Source organism: Streptosporangium sp. CA-135522 (assembly GCF_050949235.1).
In the GTDB taxonomy this organism is placed as follows: domain Bacteria; phylum Actinomycetota; class Actinomycetes; order Streptosporangiales; family Streptosporangiaceae; genus Streptosporangium.
On the sequence record NZ_CP192027.1, the window covers coordinates 39,837 to 54,666 of the forward strand.

Genomic DNA, 14,830 nt, shown 5'->3' on the forward strand with positions numbered 1-14,830 from the left:
TCTGACGCAAATGCCCGGGGTGTGACCTATCGGGTCAGCCAACGCTGGATCCGCGCGATCAGATCGTTGGCGTCGACCGGCTTGGTCACGTGGTCACTGGCGCCAGAAGCGAGGCTTTTCTCCTGGTCACCGGGCATCGCCTTGGCCGTCACCGCGATGATGGGCAGTTCCGCGTGCCGGGGCATCGCCCGGATCGCGGTAGTGGCGGCGTAGCCGTCCATCTCCGGCATCATCACATCCATCAAGATCAGGTCGATCTCTGGATGGGCGATCAGGGCTTCGATGCCCTTGCGGCCGTTTTCGGCGTGCAGGACCTGAAGGCCGTGAATCTCCAAGATGCCGGTCAGGGCGTAGAGGTTGCGGCTGTCGTCGTCGACGACCAGCACGGTGCGTCCCGCCAGCGTGTCATCGACCTGCGGGGTCGGCTGTCCCACCTCCTCAAGCCGGACTAGGGGCAGGACGTCTCCCGGTTCGTCAGCCGAAAGGTGCAACGCGATCCGTTCGCGCAGCTCATCCAGACTCGACAACAGCTCCAACGGCTGGGTAGCGGCGCGCGACTGCAGGAGTTCTTCCTGTCGTAGGTTCAGGCGCCAGTTGTTGTAGGCCAGGACGGGGACACCGTGCAGTGCGGAATCGCCGTCCATGTCTTGCAGGAAGCGCAACGCCGCACCGTTGGACATGTCGAGCTCCAAGACGATGCAGTGGTAGGTCTGCGCGGCGAGGGCGGCCGCCGCCTCCTGCGCGCCGAGGGCGGTGACGACCTCGACAGGACCGCGTACCTTACCCAGGTCGTGATTGTTGGCCAAGTCGGTCGCGGCGCTTTCGGCTACCAGGGACAACAGTCCACGATCGCGTTCTTCAACTACCAGCAGCCGCCGCTTTTGAGGTGGTGAGGGCAGAGCGGGTACCGGCTCCGTGTGCGTCGAGCTGCCGGGGGCCAAGGCGTCGGAAGCCGCCTCCTCGAAATCGGGGCGCGCCACGGGCAGATAGAGGGTGAACACGCTGCCCTGGCCCGGGGCGCTGTGGGCGGTGATGGCACCGCCGAGCAGCTGGGCGATCTCCCGGCTGATCGACAATCCAAGGCCGGTGCCGCCGTACTTGCGGCTGGTGGTGCCATCGGCCTGCTGGAAGGCACCGAAGATGACCTCTAGCTGTTGCTCGGCGATGCCGATGCCGGTGTCCTTGACGCGGAAGGCGATGGCTGAGCCGTACGGGCGGACCGAGGCGGGAACCTCGGCCGAGGAGACGGGCTCGATGCGCAATTCGACGCTGCCGGCCTCGGTGAATTTCACCGCGTTCGACAGCAGGTTGCGCAACACCTGACGCAGCCGGGAGTCGTCGGTCAAGACGTCCACCGGCACCCCGGCAGCCGTGGTGACCATGAAGTCCAGACTCTTTTGCGTGGTCATGGGGCGGAAGGTGGCCTCAACGTCGTCCAGGAGCTGGCGCAGTGGAACCCGCTCGGGAGCGATGTCCATTTTGCCGGCCTCGACTTTGGACAGATCCAGGATGTCGTTGATCAGCTGCAGCAGGTCGGAGCCGGCCGAATGGATGATGCTGGCGTATTCGACTTGTTTAGGAGTGAGATTACGGGTGTGGTTTTGAGCCAGGAGCTGAGCAAGGATGAGCAGGCTGTTGAGCGGGGTGCGCAACTCGTGGCTCATGTTGGCCAGGAACTCTGATTTGTACTTCGATGCCAGTGATAGCTGCTGGGCGCGCGTTTCCAGTTCCTGCCGCGCTTGTTCGATCTCCAGGTTCTTGGTTTCGATGTCGTGGTTTTGGCTGGCGAGCAGTTCGGCCTTTTCTTCTAGTTCGGCGTTGGAGCGCTGCAGTTCCTCCTGCTGGTTTTGCAGCTCTTCGGAGCGGGCCTGCAACTCGGTCGCAAGCCGTTGAGACTCCCCCAGCAACTCGTCGGTGCGGGCGTTGGCGACGATGTTGTTGACGTTGACACCGATGGTCTCCATGAGCTGGTCGAGGAAGGCACGGTGAACCGGGGTGAAGGCATGCACCGAAGCCAGCTCGATGACGCCGAGTACCTGCTCTTCGACCACGATGGGCAACACGACCAGGCAGGCGGGCATCGTCTGGCCGAGTCCGGAGGAAATCGTGATGTAGCCGGCCGGGACGTCGTCCACAGCGACAGTACGGCGGCTGCGAGCGGCCTGGCCGACCAGGGATTGACCGAGCCGGAAGCGGGTGTGACGCTCAACCGCATCGAAGTAGCCATAGGAGCTGATAAGACGTAGTTGCGTGCCCTCTGTGGTTTCTTCGGCCAGGAAGAACGCGCCGTACTGGGCGGCCACCAGCGGGGCCAGCTCGTTCATCACCAGTTCGGCCACGACGGCGAGATCGCGGTGTCCCTGCATGAGACCGGAGATGCGGGCCAGGTTGGACTTGAGCCAGTCCTGCTCCTGGTTGGCCAGGGTGGTCTCGCGCAGGGACTTCACCATGGAGTTGATGTTGTCCTTGAGCTCGGCCACCTCGCCGGAGGCGTCGACGGTGATCGACCGGGTGAGGTCGCCGGAGGTCACGGCACTGGTCACCTCGGCGATCGCGCGCACCTGACGCGTCAGGTTGCCGGCCAGCTCGTTGACGTTCTCCGTCAGCCGCTTCCAGGTGCCGGAGACCCCTTCGACCTCGGCCTGGCCGCCCAGCCGCCCCTCACTGCCGACCTCCCGGGCGACACGGGTGACCTCGGCCGCGAAGGAGGACAGCTGATCGACCATCGTGTTGATCGTGGTCTTCAGCTCCAGGATCTCGCCCCGGGCGTCCACGTCGATCTTCTTGGTCAGGTCGCCCTGGGCGACCGCCGTGGTGACCTGAGCGATGTTGCGGACCTGGTTGGTGAGGTTGTTGGCCATCGAGTTGACGTTGTCGGTGAGGTCCTTCCACGTGCCGGCCACGTTGGGCACGCGTGCCTGACCGCCCAGCTCACCCTCGGTGCCCACCTCGCGGGCCACCCGGGTGACCTCGTCGGCGAAGGCGCTCAACGTGTCGACCATGGTGTTGATGGTCTGCGCGAGCGCGGCGACCTCGCCCTTGGCCTCGACGGTGATCTTCTGCGACAGGTCGCCGCGGGCGACCGCCGTGGCCACCTGAGCGATGGAACGCACCTGGCCGGTGAGATTGAAAGCCATGAAGTTGACGTTGTCGGTGAGGTCCTTCCACGTGCCGGACACCCCGCGCACGGTGGCCTGGCCGCCCAGTTGGCCCTCGGTGCCCACCTCGCGGGCCACCCGGGTGACCTCATCGGCGAAGGCCGACAGCTGATCGACCATCGTGTTGATGGTCTCCTTCAACTCCATGATCTCGCCGCGCGCGTCCACCCTGATCTTCTGCGACAGGTCGCCCTTGGCCACCGCCGTGGTGACCTGGGCGATGCTGCGCACCTGGGCCGTGAGGTTGTCGGCCATCACGTTCACCGACTCCGTCAGCGCCTTCCAGGTGCCGGAGACGCCCTTGACGTCGGCCTGACCGCCCAACCGGCCGTCGGTGCCCACCTCACGGGCCACCCGGGTGACCTCGTCGGCGAAGGACGACAGCTGATCGACCATCGTGTTCAGAGTGTTCTTCAACTCCAGGATCTCACCCCGGGCGTCCACCGTGATCTTCTGCGACAGGTCGCCCTTGGCCACCGCCGTGGCCACCTGGGAGATGTTGCGCACCTGAGCGGTGAGGTTGCCCGCCATGTAGTTCACCGAGTCGGTGAGGTCGCGCCAGGTGCCGGCCACGCCCTTGACGTCGGCCTGACCGCCCAATTGGCCTTCGGTGCCCACCTCACGGGCCACCCGGGTGACCTCGTCGGCGAAGGACGACAGCTGATCGACCATCGTGTTGACGGTGTTCTTCAACTCCAGGATCTCACCCCGGGCGTCCACGGTGATCTTCTGCGACAGGTCGCCCTTGGCCACCGCCGTGGTGACTTCGGCGATGCTGCGCACCTGGTCGGTGAGATTGCCGGCCATGGCATTGACCGACTCGGTGAGATCCTTCCAGGTGCCCGATACTCCGGGAACGTCGGCCTGGCCGCCCAGCCGCCCGTCGGTGCCCACCTCCCGGGCCACGCGCGTCACCTCGGAGGTGAACAGCGACAGTTGGTCCACCATGCCGTTGAAAACCAGCGCGATCTCGCCGAGCAACCCGGCCGCGTCATCGGGCAGACGGGTGCCGAAGTCCCCGTCCCGAACCGCGGTCAGTCCGGCCAGCAATTGGTGAAGTTCTAGCTCCTCCACTGTGTCGGCGCCACGCGCAGCTTTGCCACGCCCGATTGGGCGCGAACCGCTGACTGTCGTGTCGTCCATGCCTGTCCTCGTTCCGCTCAGCGCTGTGCTCGCAATTTCAGCCCACCATTATGGCTATACGCCCCATGGTCGGCAGATTGAGAAGCCTATGGCAGTGCCGGTGTGAAGGTATGCCGAGAGGCCGAGACCTCTCCCGCCGCAAACCGTTGAGCCATGCTTGAGACTTGCGGATCAGCGGGAAGAAGGGGCGGAGCTTCCCGGTGATTGTTTGAGGCTCCCCGGCATGGCCGACGCGCCAACCTCGGCGGGGAAGGCACACCCGATGCTCACCGTCGTCCCCGACCCTGCCGTACGGCAGGCACCCGGTTTGCTCCTCCATACTCGATGCGCTCGTCTGTGAAGGCGCCCGCCGGATGCTCACCCAAGCACTCAAAGCCGAAGTCGACGCCGACTTCGCCAGTTCGCCGAGAAACGCGATGAGCACGGCCATCGTGATCCTAGGTAACGACTCGGCCCAACTGCGGGAGATTCTCACCGCGGCCGGCACGCTCGAGATGACTGCGTCTCGGGCAACAAGCGGCACCACCCTGGAAACCGGCGGGCGGCAGCGGTTCTTCTCGGCGATCCCGCTACCGTGCGTCCAGGGCCCCCAAGTCACCGAGGTGTTGTCGCCGCTGTATCCGCACGATTTGTCCAACGGGAACTTCGTACCCACGCTGGAGCAGTTCCTTAAATCATCTGCCGAGCTGTCAGTCCGCCGTCAGATCAGCCTGCACGATTCCCGACCACGGCAGGTGAAACAGCGTCGGGACAACCGTGACGAGATCCCTGGTCTGCTCGGTTTCAGCCAGCAGGGTCACCTCCAGCGAAGTGGTGTATGAGCCGACCTTGCCAAGATGGCAGTATCGCTCTGAGACAAGGTGCTGCACCGCAACCAGGACACCGGAGAGGGAAAGCCCGGGAAGTCATTCCAGCTCTGTGCGCTCGCCCGACGCTGACGGTTTCACCCATTCGTGATCTTCATGCAGCGGTGGTTTGAGGAGGTGCGGTGGCGGCGACGCTGGAAGGGGGCGTCGCCGCCATCAGAATCAGGCAGCTCCGTGCTTGCGCGAGCGGCCGGAAGGACGCCGGGCTGAGGTGCGTCTGATGGTGTGGCATCGCAGAAGCCACACTGCTGCGATAAGAAGATCGGCGGCGATAAGGACGGCGATGGCGGTCGGGTTCAGTCCCGCTGTGGGCCCCAGGTAGAGAACGACCATCGGTACGCCAATCGTCAGCGTGACGACGATGATGACACACCCAACCATGTTGATCATGCTGTTGGCTTCATGGGCAGGTACCTGGGCCTGCAACTCCCCCTTGAACGGTACCGCGCTGATGGTCAGCCGGGCCGATGCTGAGGGCTCCTCGGCCGGCTCCGCAGAGCTGGCGGGCGGAGGACTCACGGATGGTTCTGTGGACATCGAGGGGGTTCTCCTCGTGGTGCTGCTGGATGTTGACGCTGCACCGCGCGCGGTGCAGGTGGAACCGCTTTCTGCTCCATGGGGTCGTTCTCCTCGGGGACCATCGGGGTGATCGGTCGCGGAACGCGCGTTCGGACCACCACGATCCGGCACCGACTATAGACCATGACGCAGGAAATCACTGCCTGTGAGATGGCAAATACACAGCAACTTCGCATATAGTTAGCTGAAGTAATCTGCAAACAGTATGCCTATAGACTGGCGAACTTGTGCGCTGATGTGTCACGGTAAGAAGACGGCCACGGCCCACCCCAGCCCACTCCAACCCCTCCGCCCCTCGCTTCCGCCGCCCTCGACCGTTCAACCTTCTCTCTAGCGCCAGTCCATGTGAAAAGACCTGCAAGGGAGTCCGACAAATGACCTCCATCACCGGTGAAGGCGTGTCGCCTCGGCAGGCCGTTGCCGAACGGATCACCACTGCGCTCATCCCGAAGTCCTCAGAGGCGCTCCAGCGCTCTTTGGACCGCACCGGCCTGTCCAAGACAGACATCGTCAACCGCGCCCTGGCCCTGTACGACTACATCGACGAGCAACTCAGCGCCGGCAAGGAGCTCCTGCTACGCGATGGCGACAGCGGCGAAGTGCAGGTAATCAGGCTGCTGTAACCGGACCAGCCTGATCCTCACCCCCCTTGACTCCCGTCCCTCCGACTGCCCATCCCGATTCCCACGCCGACGCGGCGGACTGTCCGCAGTGATCGCAAACCGCCGCGCCGGCTTCCTCCCTCGACGCCGTTCACCGCTGAAGTGGCCATACCCTCTTTCGCGTACTGGCTGGCCGCCTTCGGCGCGCGGACCCGGACTGCGCGGGTCTGGCCCGCATGCCCGCTGCGATCCGCCGCCGCTCAGCCACCCATCCGACGCCGCCACCAGCCGCGGGATACTCAGCCCCGCGGGACGGGCCTTCGTGCTGGCCACCCGCACCCGCTCACCGCTGATGTTCGGAGGCAGTGAGCCTGCCATGGCTATCCGCTGCCTCGCCGTAGCCGTCTCAAGCCTTCGTCGATGGTGATGTCATCGGTGTCGACGGCCGATTCGATCCAGTCCGCGGTGCGGGAGGGGAAGCATGTCCTGCTGCCCCGGTGCCGGTCAGGCTTTGAGGCAGCCAGACATGTGCAAGGGGGAAAACCCTCAGGAGGTACGGCCGGACTCGCCGGTGTCCCCTTCGGCTTCGATGCGCTCCTTGCGAACCTGCTCGGAGACGGTCTCCTCGTCGGTGACCTGCTCCTTGGTCATCCGGACCTGCTCCACCGGGATGGTCTCTGTCTCCACCACCGGCCGTTGTTCGTGCAGGATGACCTCGTGTTCAGCCTCGGTGATGTCCGGGCCGCCGAGTGCGGCCTCGCGGTTGGCGTCGGTAATCGGCTCGCGTTCGAGACGCACCTCTTCGTGGCTGACGGGTACGGTGACTTGCTCTTCCTCGGTGACCACGTACTTGCGCAGCCGTGCCCGGCCGCTCTCACGGGTCTCGGTGCCGACCTTCAACTGCTCTTCCGAGCGGGTCATCGCATCGTCGCCGGTGCGATCCATGGACTCGCCGTCGGGCTGCTCGCTGATGCGGTCCATGCGCTCGCGTTCTCGCTGGCCGCCGGTATGGGCCCAGCCGCCCTGATCGGGCTGGTTGGCCTGCTGCCAGGAAGCCTCCCAGTCGATGTTGTAGTAGCGGTACAGCTCCTGCTCCTCCTGTGCCGACATGTGGCCGCCAGCCTCGACGTCGATGGTGGGGGCGTCCTTGATGCGGTCCTTGTCGAAGGCGACCTCTACATGATCGGCCACCACGTCGGCCCCCTGGATCGGGACGAAGGTCTCCTTGGTGCCGAACAGCCCGGTCTGCACGCACAGCCACTCGGGCTGGCCACTGGCGTCGTCGAGGTAGACGTGCTTGATCTTGCCGACTTTGTCCCCGTGGGTGTCGTAGACCGGCTGATCGATCACCATCGGGATCTGCTCCTGGGTAATCATGGCCTTCCCCCTTCTTTGGAGATTTTGTCTGATTCATGCCTGTTGCCGCTTTATGTGAAGAAAAAACATGATTGGCCTAATCTCTTCCTATTCATGGAAAAGGCTCGCCGGTAGGGACACTGCCGCTGGGCTCGCGCCGCCCCTCACAAAGGAGTGGGCAGTAATGGAGCAGGCGAACGCAGGCGGGCGGGGGAGCAACGAAGCACGCCCTGGGCGATCCGTCGGGCTTAGCTCTACGCGCCGGAGTGTGGGGCAACCGGATGGGAGTTCGTGCTACCGGTGCACCGCCGAGCGGATCAATCGCGTTCGGACGTCCATGACGATCGCGGCACCCAGCCCGGCGGCGTCTCAACTCAGCTCGTGCAGCACCTCACCGACCCGGGCGGCGCCCGCGAAAGCGGCCTGCCCATCCGGAGCCGCTGCGATCGCGGTAAGAGCTTCGGTGTAGGGGCGCTCCAGCGCGTTCAGAGCGGTATCCAGCGCACTCGCGGGTGTCTGCGGCGCATCGGGAGGGCTCATGACACGAAATCGCCTCTTCTGGATGAACGTAACCGGGGTCTCACCCCGGCACCACCCCCGCCGCACAAGGACACACCGACGGCTATGCCAGTAAGGCATTTGCGGCGCTGCGCCGGGACGGCATCGCCGCCAAAGACGCCACCGAATCCGCCTGGCTGTTCATCGGTCTGGTGAGAGGGCCGCTAGCGCAGACGACTGCCGAGCGCCGTGGCGGAAAGGTGGTTCCAGAGGCACATAGCGGCGGCCGGCCGGGCAGGACGCCTGCCGATCGTCAGGAAGCGCGCGGGGTGATCAGTGACCGCAGCGCTGCGTCCACAGGGTCGAAGATCGACAGCCGGCCAGACCGGTGATGGGCAACAGCCGTGCCGGTCGCGGCACCGGGCGGCGTCCAAGGCGATCGCCCCCTTGGCGGCCAGCCGGTGACCGATCGTCAGCAGCGCGGCCAGACCGGCAGAGCCGATGAAGGTCAGCCCGGACAGGTCCACCAGCGTGGTGGGGAGGACCATCGGCGAGGTAGCCATCCAGCCAGCGCCTGATCTGCACGGCGGTGTGCACATCAGGCTCGTCGACGGGCCGCAGCCGCCGCCGCATACCGTCGTTGGGGGGTGTCGGCAGGCGCAGCAGATCGGTCATGATGGTGCTCCCTGCTGTTGTCGCCTCCGATGACCGCCCGCCACCGGCCACGGCCGGCCTGCCCGCTTGCCGGCGGCGGACAACGCCGACCGCCGGCAGACGGTGGGCTCTGTCAGGCGCTGGTCTGATCGTCCACCGGGGAGGCGGCGTTCGCGCGGACCGCGTCGATGCCCTTCAACGCGCTGGCCTTGGTCGTGTAGGACTCGCTGGTGGCGATGATCTCACCATTGCCGGCGACCAGATTGAAGCGAAATCCTGCGGAGGTCTTCTTCAGAACGTAGCGCGCTGCCATGGCAGGGCTCCTTTCCTCGATCGTTTCCGCCGAACCCCTGCCCCAGCGGTCCGCCGCCATTCCCCTTGCGGTAATCCGATCGAGACTTCCTCGAATGCGTCACGGACGTGAGGCATGGAGCGCGGGGTAACGCCGCCCTCACCGGTCGGCTGAGTGCCGGCGGCACCCAGCCGAGATCGCCGGTGGCCATCGGCGGCCCTCAGGCGGACTCGTCCTTGTCGAAATTGCGGGTGTCGCGGGGCTCGACGTAAGGCTCCTCGTCGGCCGGCCGGCCCGCCTCGATGGCGCGCTCGCGGGCGAGTTCGGCGTCGAACTCGACCCCGAGCAGCACGGCGATGTTGGTGATCCACAGCCAGATCAGGAAGACGATGACGCCGGCGAGGGCGGCGTAGGTCTTGCTGTAGGAGCCGAAGTTGGCGACGTAGAACCCGAACGCGGCGGACGCGACGATCCACAGCACGACGGCGAGCATGCTGCCGGGGGTGATCCAGCGGAATCCGGGGTGCTCGACGTTGGGCGCGGCCCAGTACAGCAGGGCCAGGACCAGCGCCACGATGATCACCAGGATCGGCCACTTGACGATGCCCCAGATGGTGAGTCCGGTCTCGCCGATCCCGAGGACCTTTCCGGCCTGTTCGGCGAGCCCGCCGGTGAAGACGACGGAGACCGAGCCGATCGCCATCAGGATCACCAGGACGGCGGTGATGGCCAGGCGCAGCGGCAGCGTCTTCCAGACGGGCCGGCCCTCGGGCATCTCGTACATGACGTTGGCGGCTCGCATGAACGCCCCCACGTAGCCCGAGGCGGACCACAGCGCGATGGCGATACCCATGATCGCGGCGATTCCGGCCGCCCGCTGGCTGCTCTGCAGGGCCTGTAGCACGCTGTTGAGGGTCTGCCGAGCCGGGCCGGGGGCCACGGCGCCCAGGTTGTCGATGAGCGACTGGGTGGCCGACTGGCCGAAGAGCCCGAGGACGGAGATCACGGCCAGCAGCGCAGGGAAGATCGACAGCACCGCGTAGTAGGTGAGCGCGGCGGCCCAGTCGGTGAGATTGTCCTCCTGGAACTCCTTGGCGGTGCGTTTGAGCACGTCCCACCACGACCTCTTCGGCAGCTCGGTCGGCTTGTCCGGGGTGTCACCGCCGGCCGACCCCCTTGGCCGGTCGGCGGCGTCGGCGTGTTTACTCACGACCGCGGGCTTTCGAGGGTTTTGCGCCGGTCGTCGCCCGGCCAGCGCCCGGTCGTCTTGCGAGCGCCGTGCGCGCCGGCGCGTCGAACGGCCGCCTTCACCAGGCCGAAGGTGGCTCCCTGCGCCATGGCGGCCACGACCACCTGCCGCCAGGTGTGATCCTGACCGTCGACGTCAGGGGCATCGTCCTCGCCCGCAAAGACCTTCCACACCTGCTTGAACAGCACACTGGCGATCAGAGCGCCCAGCGCGCCAAACAGCAGGGACAGCGGCTTGTAGAGCAGGGCCATCGCGCCTCACCCCACCCCGGCCCGCCGGTGGCGCGGGCGGCGGCGCAGCCAGATGAGCATGAACAAGGCGATCGCGGCGGTTGTTGCGCCGCGCGCCCCGGGCGTGGCCGCCGATGACGTGGCGGCATGGTGCACCTGCGCTCCGCTGTGCCGAGCGGCCTGCACCGCGCGCTGCCAGGTGGTCTGCCGGGGGGGCGTTGCGGCGACGTAGCCACGCCGTCACGGCGACGGCACCGCCGAGCACCGTCGCGGCCGCGGCACCGCGACGCACCGCTGGCATGGTGTCCTTCGCGGCGATCTGCCGAGCCTTGGTGGTGAACTCGGTGGCCATGGTTCGCACATGATCACCGGTGTGGTGCGCCCGGGCGGTGAGGTGCGCCTTGACCTGCTCGGTCTTGCCCTTAGCGCGGGCTTTGGCGCGGGCTTTAATGTCGGCCTTGGCGGCCAGCGCCTCCACGGTCTCCCCCAGATGCTCGCGCGTCTGAGCGATATCGGCCCGCAACTGCTCGGCGGAGCCGGCCTGCTCACTACCCTGAGGCGGCCCCGCCTTGGTCGAGCCAAACGCGCCGTGAGATGGTCCGCTGGTGGTCATCATCGTTCTCTTTTCCTGATCTCGATCACGACTTGCGTGGCGCTGTCACCCGACGGCAGCCCGTGGGTGAGTTGTCTGCGGACCGTCGGGTCCAGCACCGCCGCGGCCGCCAGCAGCACCACACCGGCGATCGGCGCGGCCGCCCACACCCGACACGACCAACGCCAAGACGGCGATCACCGCAGCCACCGGGGCCACTGGCCCGTAGAGCGCGACCAGACCGGCCGTACCCAGCATCCCCGCTCCGGGGTCGGGCCGGCCTCTTTGTCCTTCACCTCGGCCAGCGCCAGCCATGCCTCCTAGCGCACTGGCACAGAAATCTGCTCGAAGGCCTGTTTGATCAGTTCAGCGATCGGCTGCGGTGACTCCCGTGCCCGGCTGGCACCAGCTCTGCCGCCGGCAGGCGGCTGCACCGCGCTCATTGCCGTTCATCTCCTCGCCCTCTGAGCCAAGCCTGCGGCATCCCTCCCTAACTGCACCGTTACCCCGCGATAGCCCGCACCATGTGCTGTCAGGGCAGACTCCCCTCCCGGCTCTGAATTGCCGAAGCTGTCACAAGGCAGATCACCCCCGTAGCGCTGGTTCGCCCCCCTGGCGCGATCACCGCGAGGTCATCAACGGAACCTTGTGGCGGCTGCGGACTAGAGCGCCCGAGGGGGCACCCACTCGCTACGGGAAGCCACGCGCAGCGCCTGACCAAGAGCGGTCAAGTAGAACGACTCGCAACGGACTTCTACAGAAAACGGTCCCATCTGTGGGGCGAGCTCTCGGATGGCGCCCGTGGTGTTCCTTAGACCTGGACGAGCTCTAAGTGGTCGTAGCCGATCCAGCGGGCCGGGTCGGCTGTGAGCACAGGCCAGCCGCGCATCATCGCCAGATAGGCCGTTTGGGCGTCGTGCTCGGTTACCTCGCCGGGCCGCGGAGCGAACCGGGCCTGGGACATGATGCGAAAGCTTTCCTGGTTGGTCAGGTCGGCTACCTGCGTGGCGCGGAATCCGTAGAGCCACATGAGCTGCTCGGGGTGCGGCTCGGCGATGATGCCCGCCCGAACCAAGCCGGCTACGGGCAGCAGCAGCGTATGCCCATCTTCGGCGATAGTTTCCAGCGCTACCCGGATCCGGCCGTCCTTCTGATCGTCAGCGAGGATGCGCAAGATGGCGGTGAGGTCGGCGACGTATCCGCCGATCACGCGACGATGCCCATGGCGCGGACATCAGCGGCCTTGCGTCGGGCAGCCGCCTGAGCCGAGCGCATGCGCTGGCGCAGCTCATCGGCCATCTGGGCGTGGCCCTCAGGGTCGACCGCCCGGTCCTGCTCGATCTTCTCTGCGAGAAGAGCGCGGGAGCGCCGGTCGGCATCGAGCTTTTGCTGGGCGAGGTCGGCGAACCAGCCGGAGACAGTCGTGCCCTGCTGGGTGGCTAGTTTCTTGACGTCCTCGTACATGTCGTCAGGAATGCTGATGGAGAACTTCGCGGTCATACCGGCACCATACCCAGTGTTCCGACGCTTGTCCCCCTCACGGAAAGACGGGCGTGAGCCGTACCGTCGGGGTCCGACCCAGATAAAGCCAAAACCCACATTGGATCTTGTTGGGCCGTCGAGGTATCGGATAACGTGCCCGGGCCACATGGCGGCCCTCTCGGTGAAACCTCAGGTCGGCACCGTCCCGGTTGCCGCCATGTACCGGATAACGGTCCCTTATCCGGTACATCAACCCGCGCCCGTCGTGTGCCGCCCATCAGGCTCCCGACCAGCGGCAGCACCTGGCGAATGTGGGTTTTGGGGTTATGTGGGCCGACCCCCTACCGTACGGCTCACGCCCGCAGGCTAGTCACGTATCGATCAACGTCACCAGGGACGGCTGGCGGCCCTACAGCTCGGCCACCATGTCGAACAGGTGCTTGTCCTTGTCCGTCAGGTCCTCGTAGCCGCGTTCCTAGGCGTTGTACTCAGGGGCGATCCAGCAGCCGCCGGACCCGCCCAGGCACATCGCGGCCAGCAGCGCCACCAAGTCGTCGCTGCGGTCCGGCCAGATGTCGGGGTAGGCGGCGGCTGGAGCGTCCGGGGAGATCCATCCACATGTGCGTGTATGCACGCCACGCACAAGTCGGGCACTCCGGCCCTTTTGGCGGCACCAAGTAGACGACCATGCCCCCTTCACGGCAGTGGCGGATTCTAGGGATCCTCGCAACACCTGCCACTTACGTGGCTGTCAGTAGATCACGCAGGCGCTCGGCTGGGGTTCCCCAGCCGAGCGTTTTGCGTGGTCGGCCGTTGAGTTGTTGGGCGACGTGTTCGAGATCTGCGGGGCTGTGCACGGACAGGTCGGTGCCTTTGGGGAAGTACTGGCGCAGTAAGCCGTTGACGTTCTCGTTCGATCCACGCTGCCAGGGCGAGTGGGGGTCGCAGAAGTAGACCGGCACGCCTGTGGCCACGGTGAACTGCTTGTGCGCGGCCATCTCGCAACCCTGGTCCCAGGTCAGCGAGCCGCGCAGGTGCTCGGGCAGGGTCTGGATCAGAGGCACCAGCACGTCGCGGACCTCCTCGGCGGTGTGTCCGCCGGGCAGATGTCCGAGCAGGACGTAGCGGGTGGAGCGCTCGACCAGGGTCACGATCGCACTCTCGCTTCGGGGACCGACGATCAGATCGCCTTCCCAGTGGCCCGGAACCGCCCGGTCCTCGACCTCCGGTGGCCGCTCGGAGATCATCACCATCTCGTCGACGAAGCGGCGAGTGCGCTGCTGAGGAGTCTTGCGCGGCTTGCGGCGGGTGCGCCCGGTGCGCAACGCGTCAGCGACCTGGCGGCGCAGTCCGCCACGGGCCTGGACATAGATCGCCTGGTAGATCGTCTCCGGACTCACCCGCATGCTCTCGTTGCCGGGGAACTCGATGACCACAGCGTGACAGATCTGCTCTGGGGACCAGCGTTCGCGCAGCTTGTCCTCAACGTATCGACGCAGCGGACCGTCTGCGGTGAGCTTCGAGGCCTTGGGCCGCAGCCGGCTCTCGGCCCAGGCCCTCTGGGCCCGGTGCGGCTGGTAGACGCCGTCGACCGCCCGAGCGTCGATCTCCCGCTTGATCGTGGACGCCGGTCGGCCCAGAGCTCGTCCGATAGCCCGCAGCGAGTCGCCGGCCCGGTGCATGTCAGCGATCGTCTCCCGCTCGGTCACGTTCAGGAACCGAGGGTGCAGCCGCGCGTCGACCGCCGCGAGGGACGGCTTGGTTGCACTGGCGCTGATGGTGATCACACCGGTCTTATAGTCGATCAGGCGGCCATCAGCGTGCAGTCGCGAATGGCCGATCTGCCGGATGCCCTGGTCCCAGTCCTGGGCGGTGCGCTCGTGGACGCCGACCTGCGCGGCGGCATCGCGGCGTCGGACTCCGGCCGCACGCAGCCGCTCGTACTCCGCCCGGCCCGGATGTCCGGACGCGCCGGGCTTGCCACGACCACGTACACCGGCCCGACGGGCCCACCCGAACGCCGTATTGCGGTTCACCCCGGCTGCAAGAGCAGCAGCGGTGACGCTGCCGTCCTCCCGGTCCAGTGCCTCGAAGAACCTCGCCTTCAGCACCTCAAAACCCATGATCCC

General features: G+C 66.3%; 16 protein-coding genes and 1 pseudogene. 3 read left to right on the top strand and 14 right to left on the bottom strand.

Going from position 1 to position 14,830, the window contains the following annotated elements:
• Positions 1–26: 26 nt before the first annotated feature.
• Positions 27–4,301, bottom strand: coding sequence for a HAMP domain-containing protein (locus ACQPYK_RS48500; RefSeq protein ID WP_433259577.1), 4,275 nt, complete (start codon positions 4,299–4,301; stop codon positions 27–29).
• A 353-nt stretch (positions 4,302–4,654) separates the two neighbouring features.
• Here ACQPYK_RS48500 and ACQPYK_RS48505 point away from each other — a divergent pair, with 353 nt between their 5' ends.
• Positions 4,655–5,122: a hypothetical protein gene (locus ACQPYK_RS48505; protein WP_433259579.1), complete on the top strand. Its 468-nt coding sequence runs from the start codon at positions 4,655–4,657 to the stop codon at positions 5,120–5,122.
• A 207-nt stretch (positions 5,123–5,329) separates the two neighbouring features.
• On the opposite strand, the gene ACQPYK_RS48510 is transcribed toward ACQPYK_RS48505, so the two are convergent.
• On the bottom strand, positions 5,330–5,704 hold the full coding sequence (locus tag ACQPYK_RS48510) for a hypothetical protein (RefSeq protein WP_433259581.1): 375 nt from the start codon (positions 5,702–5,704) through the stop codon (positions 5,330–5,332).
• Positions 5,705–6,120: 416 nt separating this feature from the next.
• On the opposite strand from ACQPYK_RS48510, the gene ACQPYK_RS48515 reads away from it, so the two are divergent.
• On the top strand, positions 6,121–6,369 hold the full coding sequence (locus ACQPYK_RS48515; protein WP_433259582.1) for a hypothetical protein: 249 nt from the start codon (positions 6,121–6,123) through the stop codon (positions 6,367–6,369).
• Between the two features lie 525 nt (positions 6,370–6,894).
• Here ACQPYK_RS48515 and ACQPYK_RS48520 read toward each other — a convergent pair.
• The 8 genes from ACQPYK_RS48520 to ACQPYK_RS48555 all read right to left on the bottom strand — a co-directional run bounded on the left by ACQPYK_RS48520 (position 6,895) and on the right by ACQPYK_RS48555 (position 11,389).
• Positions 6,895–7,725 (bottom strand): DUF2382 domain-containing protein, encoded by an 831-nt coding sequence (locus ACQPYK_RS48520; protein WP_433259584.1) that lies wholly within the window; start codon positions 7,723–7,725, stop codon positions 6,895–6,897.
• Positions 7,726–8,073: 348 nt separating this feature from the next.
• Complete coding sequence (locus ACQPYK_RS48525; RefSeq protein WP_433259586.1) at positions 8,074–8,244, bottom strand: hypothetical protein; 171 nt, start codon at positions 8,242–8,244, stop codon at positions 8,074–8,076.
• Between the two features lie 182 nt (positions 8,245–8,426).
• Positions 8,427–8,765, bottom strand: coding sequence for a hypothetical protein (locus tag ACQPYK_RS48530; RefSeq protein ID WP_433259588.1), 339 nt, complete (start codon positions 8,763–8,765; stop codon positions 8,427–8,429).
• A 224-nt stretch (positions 8,766–8,989) separates the two neighbouring features.
• Positions 8,990–9,169: a YegP family protein gene (locus tag ACQPYK_RS48535; protein ID WP_433259589.1), complete on the bottom strand. Its 180-nt coding sequence runs from the start codon at positions 9,167–9,169 to the stop codon at positions 8,990–8,992.
• Positions 9,170–9,368: 199 nt separating this feature from the next.
• Positions 9,369–10,358, bottom strand: coding sequence for a YihY/virulence factor BrkB family protein (locus ACQPYK_RS48540; RefSeq protein WP_433259591.1), 990 nt, complete (start codon positions 10,356–10,358; stop codon positions 9,369–9,371).
• The gene (locus ACQPYK_RS48545; RefSeq protein WP_433259592.1) at positions 10,355–10,648 is read right to left on the bottom strand and encodes a DUF4235 domain-containing protein; all 294 of its coding nucleotides are present in this window, start codon (positions 10,646–10,648) and stop codon (positions 10,355–10,357) included. Before ACQPYK_RS48545 ends, ACQPYK_RS48540 begins: the two co-directional genes overlap by 4 nt.
• Positions 10,533–11,243, bottom strand: coding sequence for a DUF3618 domain-containing protein (locus tag ACQPYK_RS48550; protein ID WP_433259594.1), 711 nt, complete (start codon positions 11,241–11,243; stop codon positions 10,533–10,535). The genes ACQPYK_RS48545 and ACQPYK_RS48550 overlap by 116 nt, the downstream gene beginning before the upstream one ends.
• Complete coding sequence (locus tag ACQPYK_RS48555; protein WP_433259596.1) at positions 11,240–11,389, bottom strand: hypothetical protein; 150 nt, start codon at positions 11,387–11,389, stop codon at positions 11,240–11,242. The genes ACQPYK_RS48550 and ACQPYK_RS48555 overlap by 4 nt, the downstream gene beginning before the upstream one ends.
• Before the next feature lie 440 nt (positions 11,390–11,829).
• On the opposite strand from ACQPYK_RS48555, the pseudogene ACQPYK_RS48560 reads away from it, so the two are divergent.
• Positions 11,830–11,916 (top strand): annotated as a pseudogene (locus ACQPYK_RS48560) (IS5-like element ISMra2 family transposase); the annotation flags it as partial.
• Positions 11,917–12,030: 114 nt separating this feature from the next.
• On the opposite strand, the gene ACQPYK_RS48565 reads toward ACQPYK_RS48560, so the two are convergent.
• From ACQPYK_RS48565 to ACQPYK_RS48580, 4 genes are all read right to left on the bottom strand, one after another.
• On the bottom strand, positions 12,031–12,429 hold the full coding sequence (locus ACQPYK_RS48565; RefSeq protein WP_433259598.1) for a hypothetical protein: 399 nt from the start codon (positions 12,427–12,429) through the stop codon (positions 12,031–12,033).
• Complete coding sequence (locus tag ACQPYK_RS48570) at positions 12,426–12,719, bottom strand: hypothetical protein (RefSeq protein WP_433259600.1); 294 nt, start codon at positions 12,717–12,719, stop codon at positions 12,426–12,428. The genes ACQPYK_RS48565 and ACQPYK_RS48570 overlap by 4 nt, the downstream gene beginning before the upstream one ends.
• 457 nt (positions 12,720–13,176) lie before the next feature.
• On the bottom strand, positions 13,177–13,335 hold the full coding sequence (locus tag ACQPYK_RS48575; protein ID WP_433259602.1) for a hypothetical protein: 159 nt from the start codon (positions 13,333–13,335) through the stop codon (positions 13,177–13,179).
• A gap of 106 nt (positions 13,336–13,441) precedes the next feature.
• Positions 13,442–14,824 (bottom strand): IS30 family transposase, encoded by a 1,383-nt coding sequence (locus ACQPYK_RS48580; protein ID WP_433239105.1) that lies wholly within the window; start codon positions 14,822–14,824, stop codon positions 13,442–13,444.
• Positions 14,825–14,830: the final 6 nt, after the last annotated feature.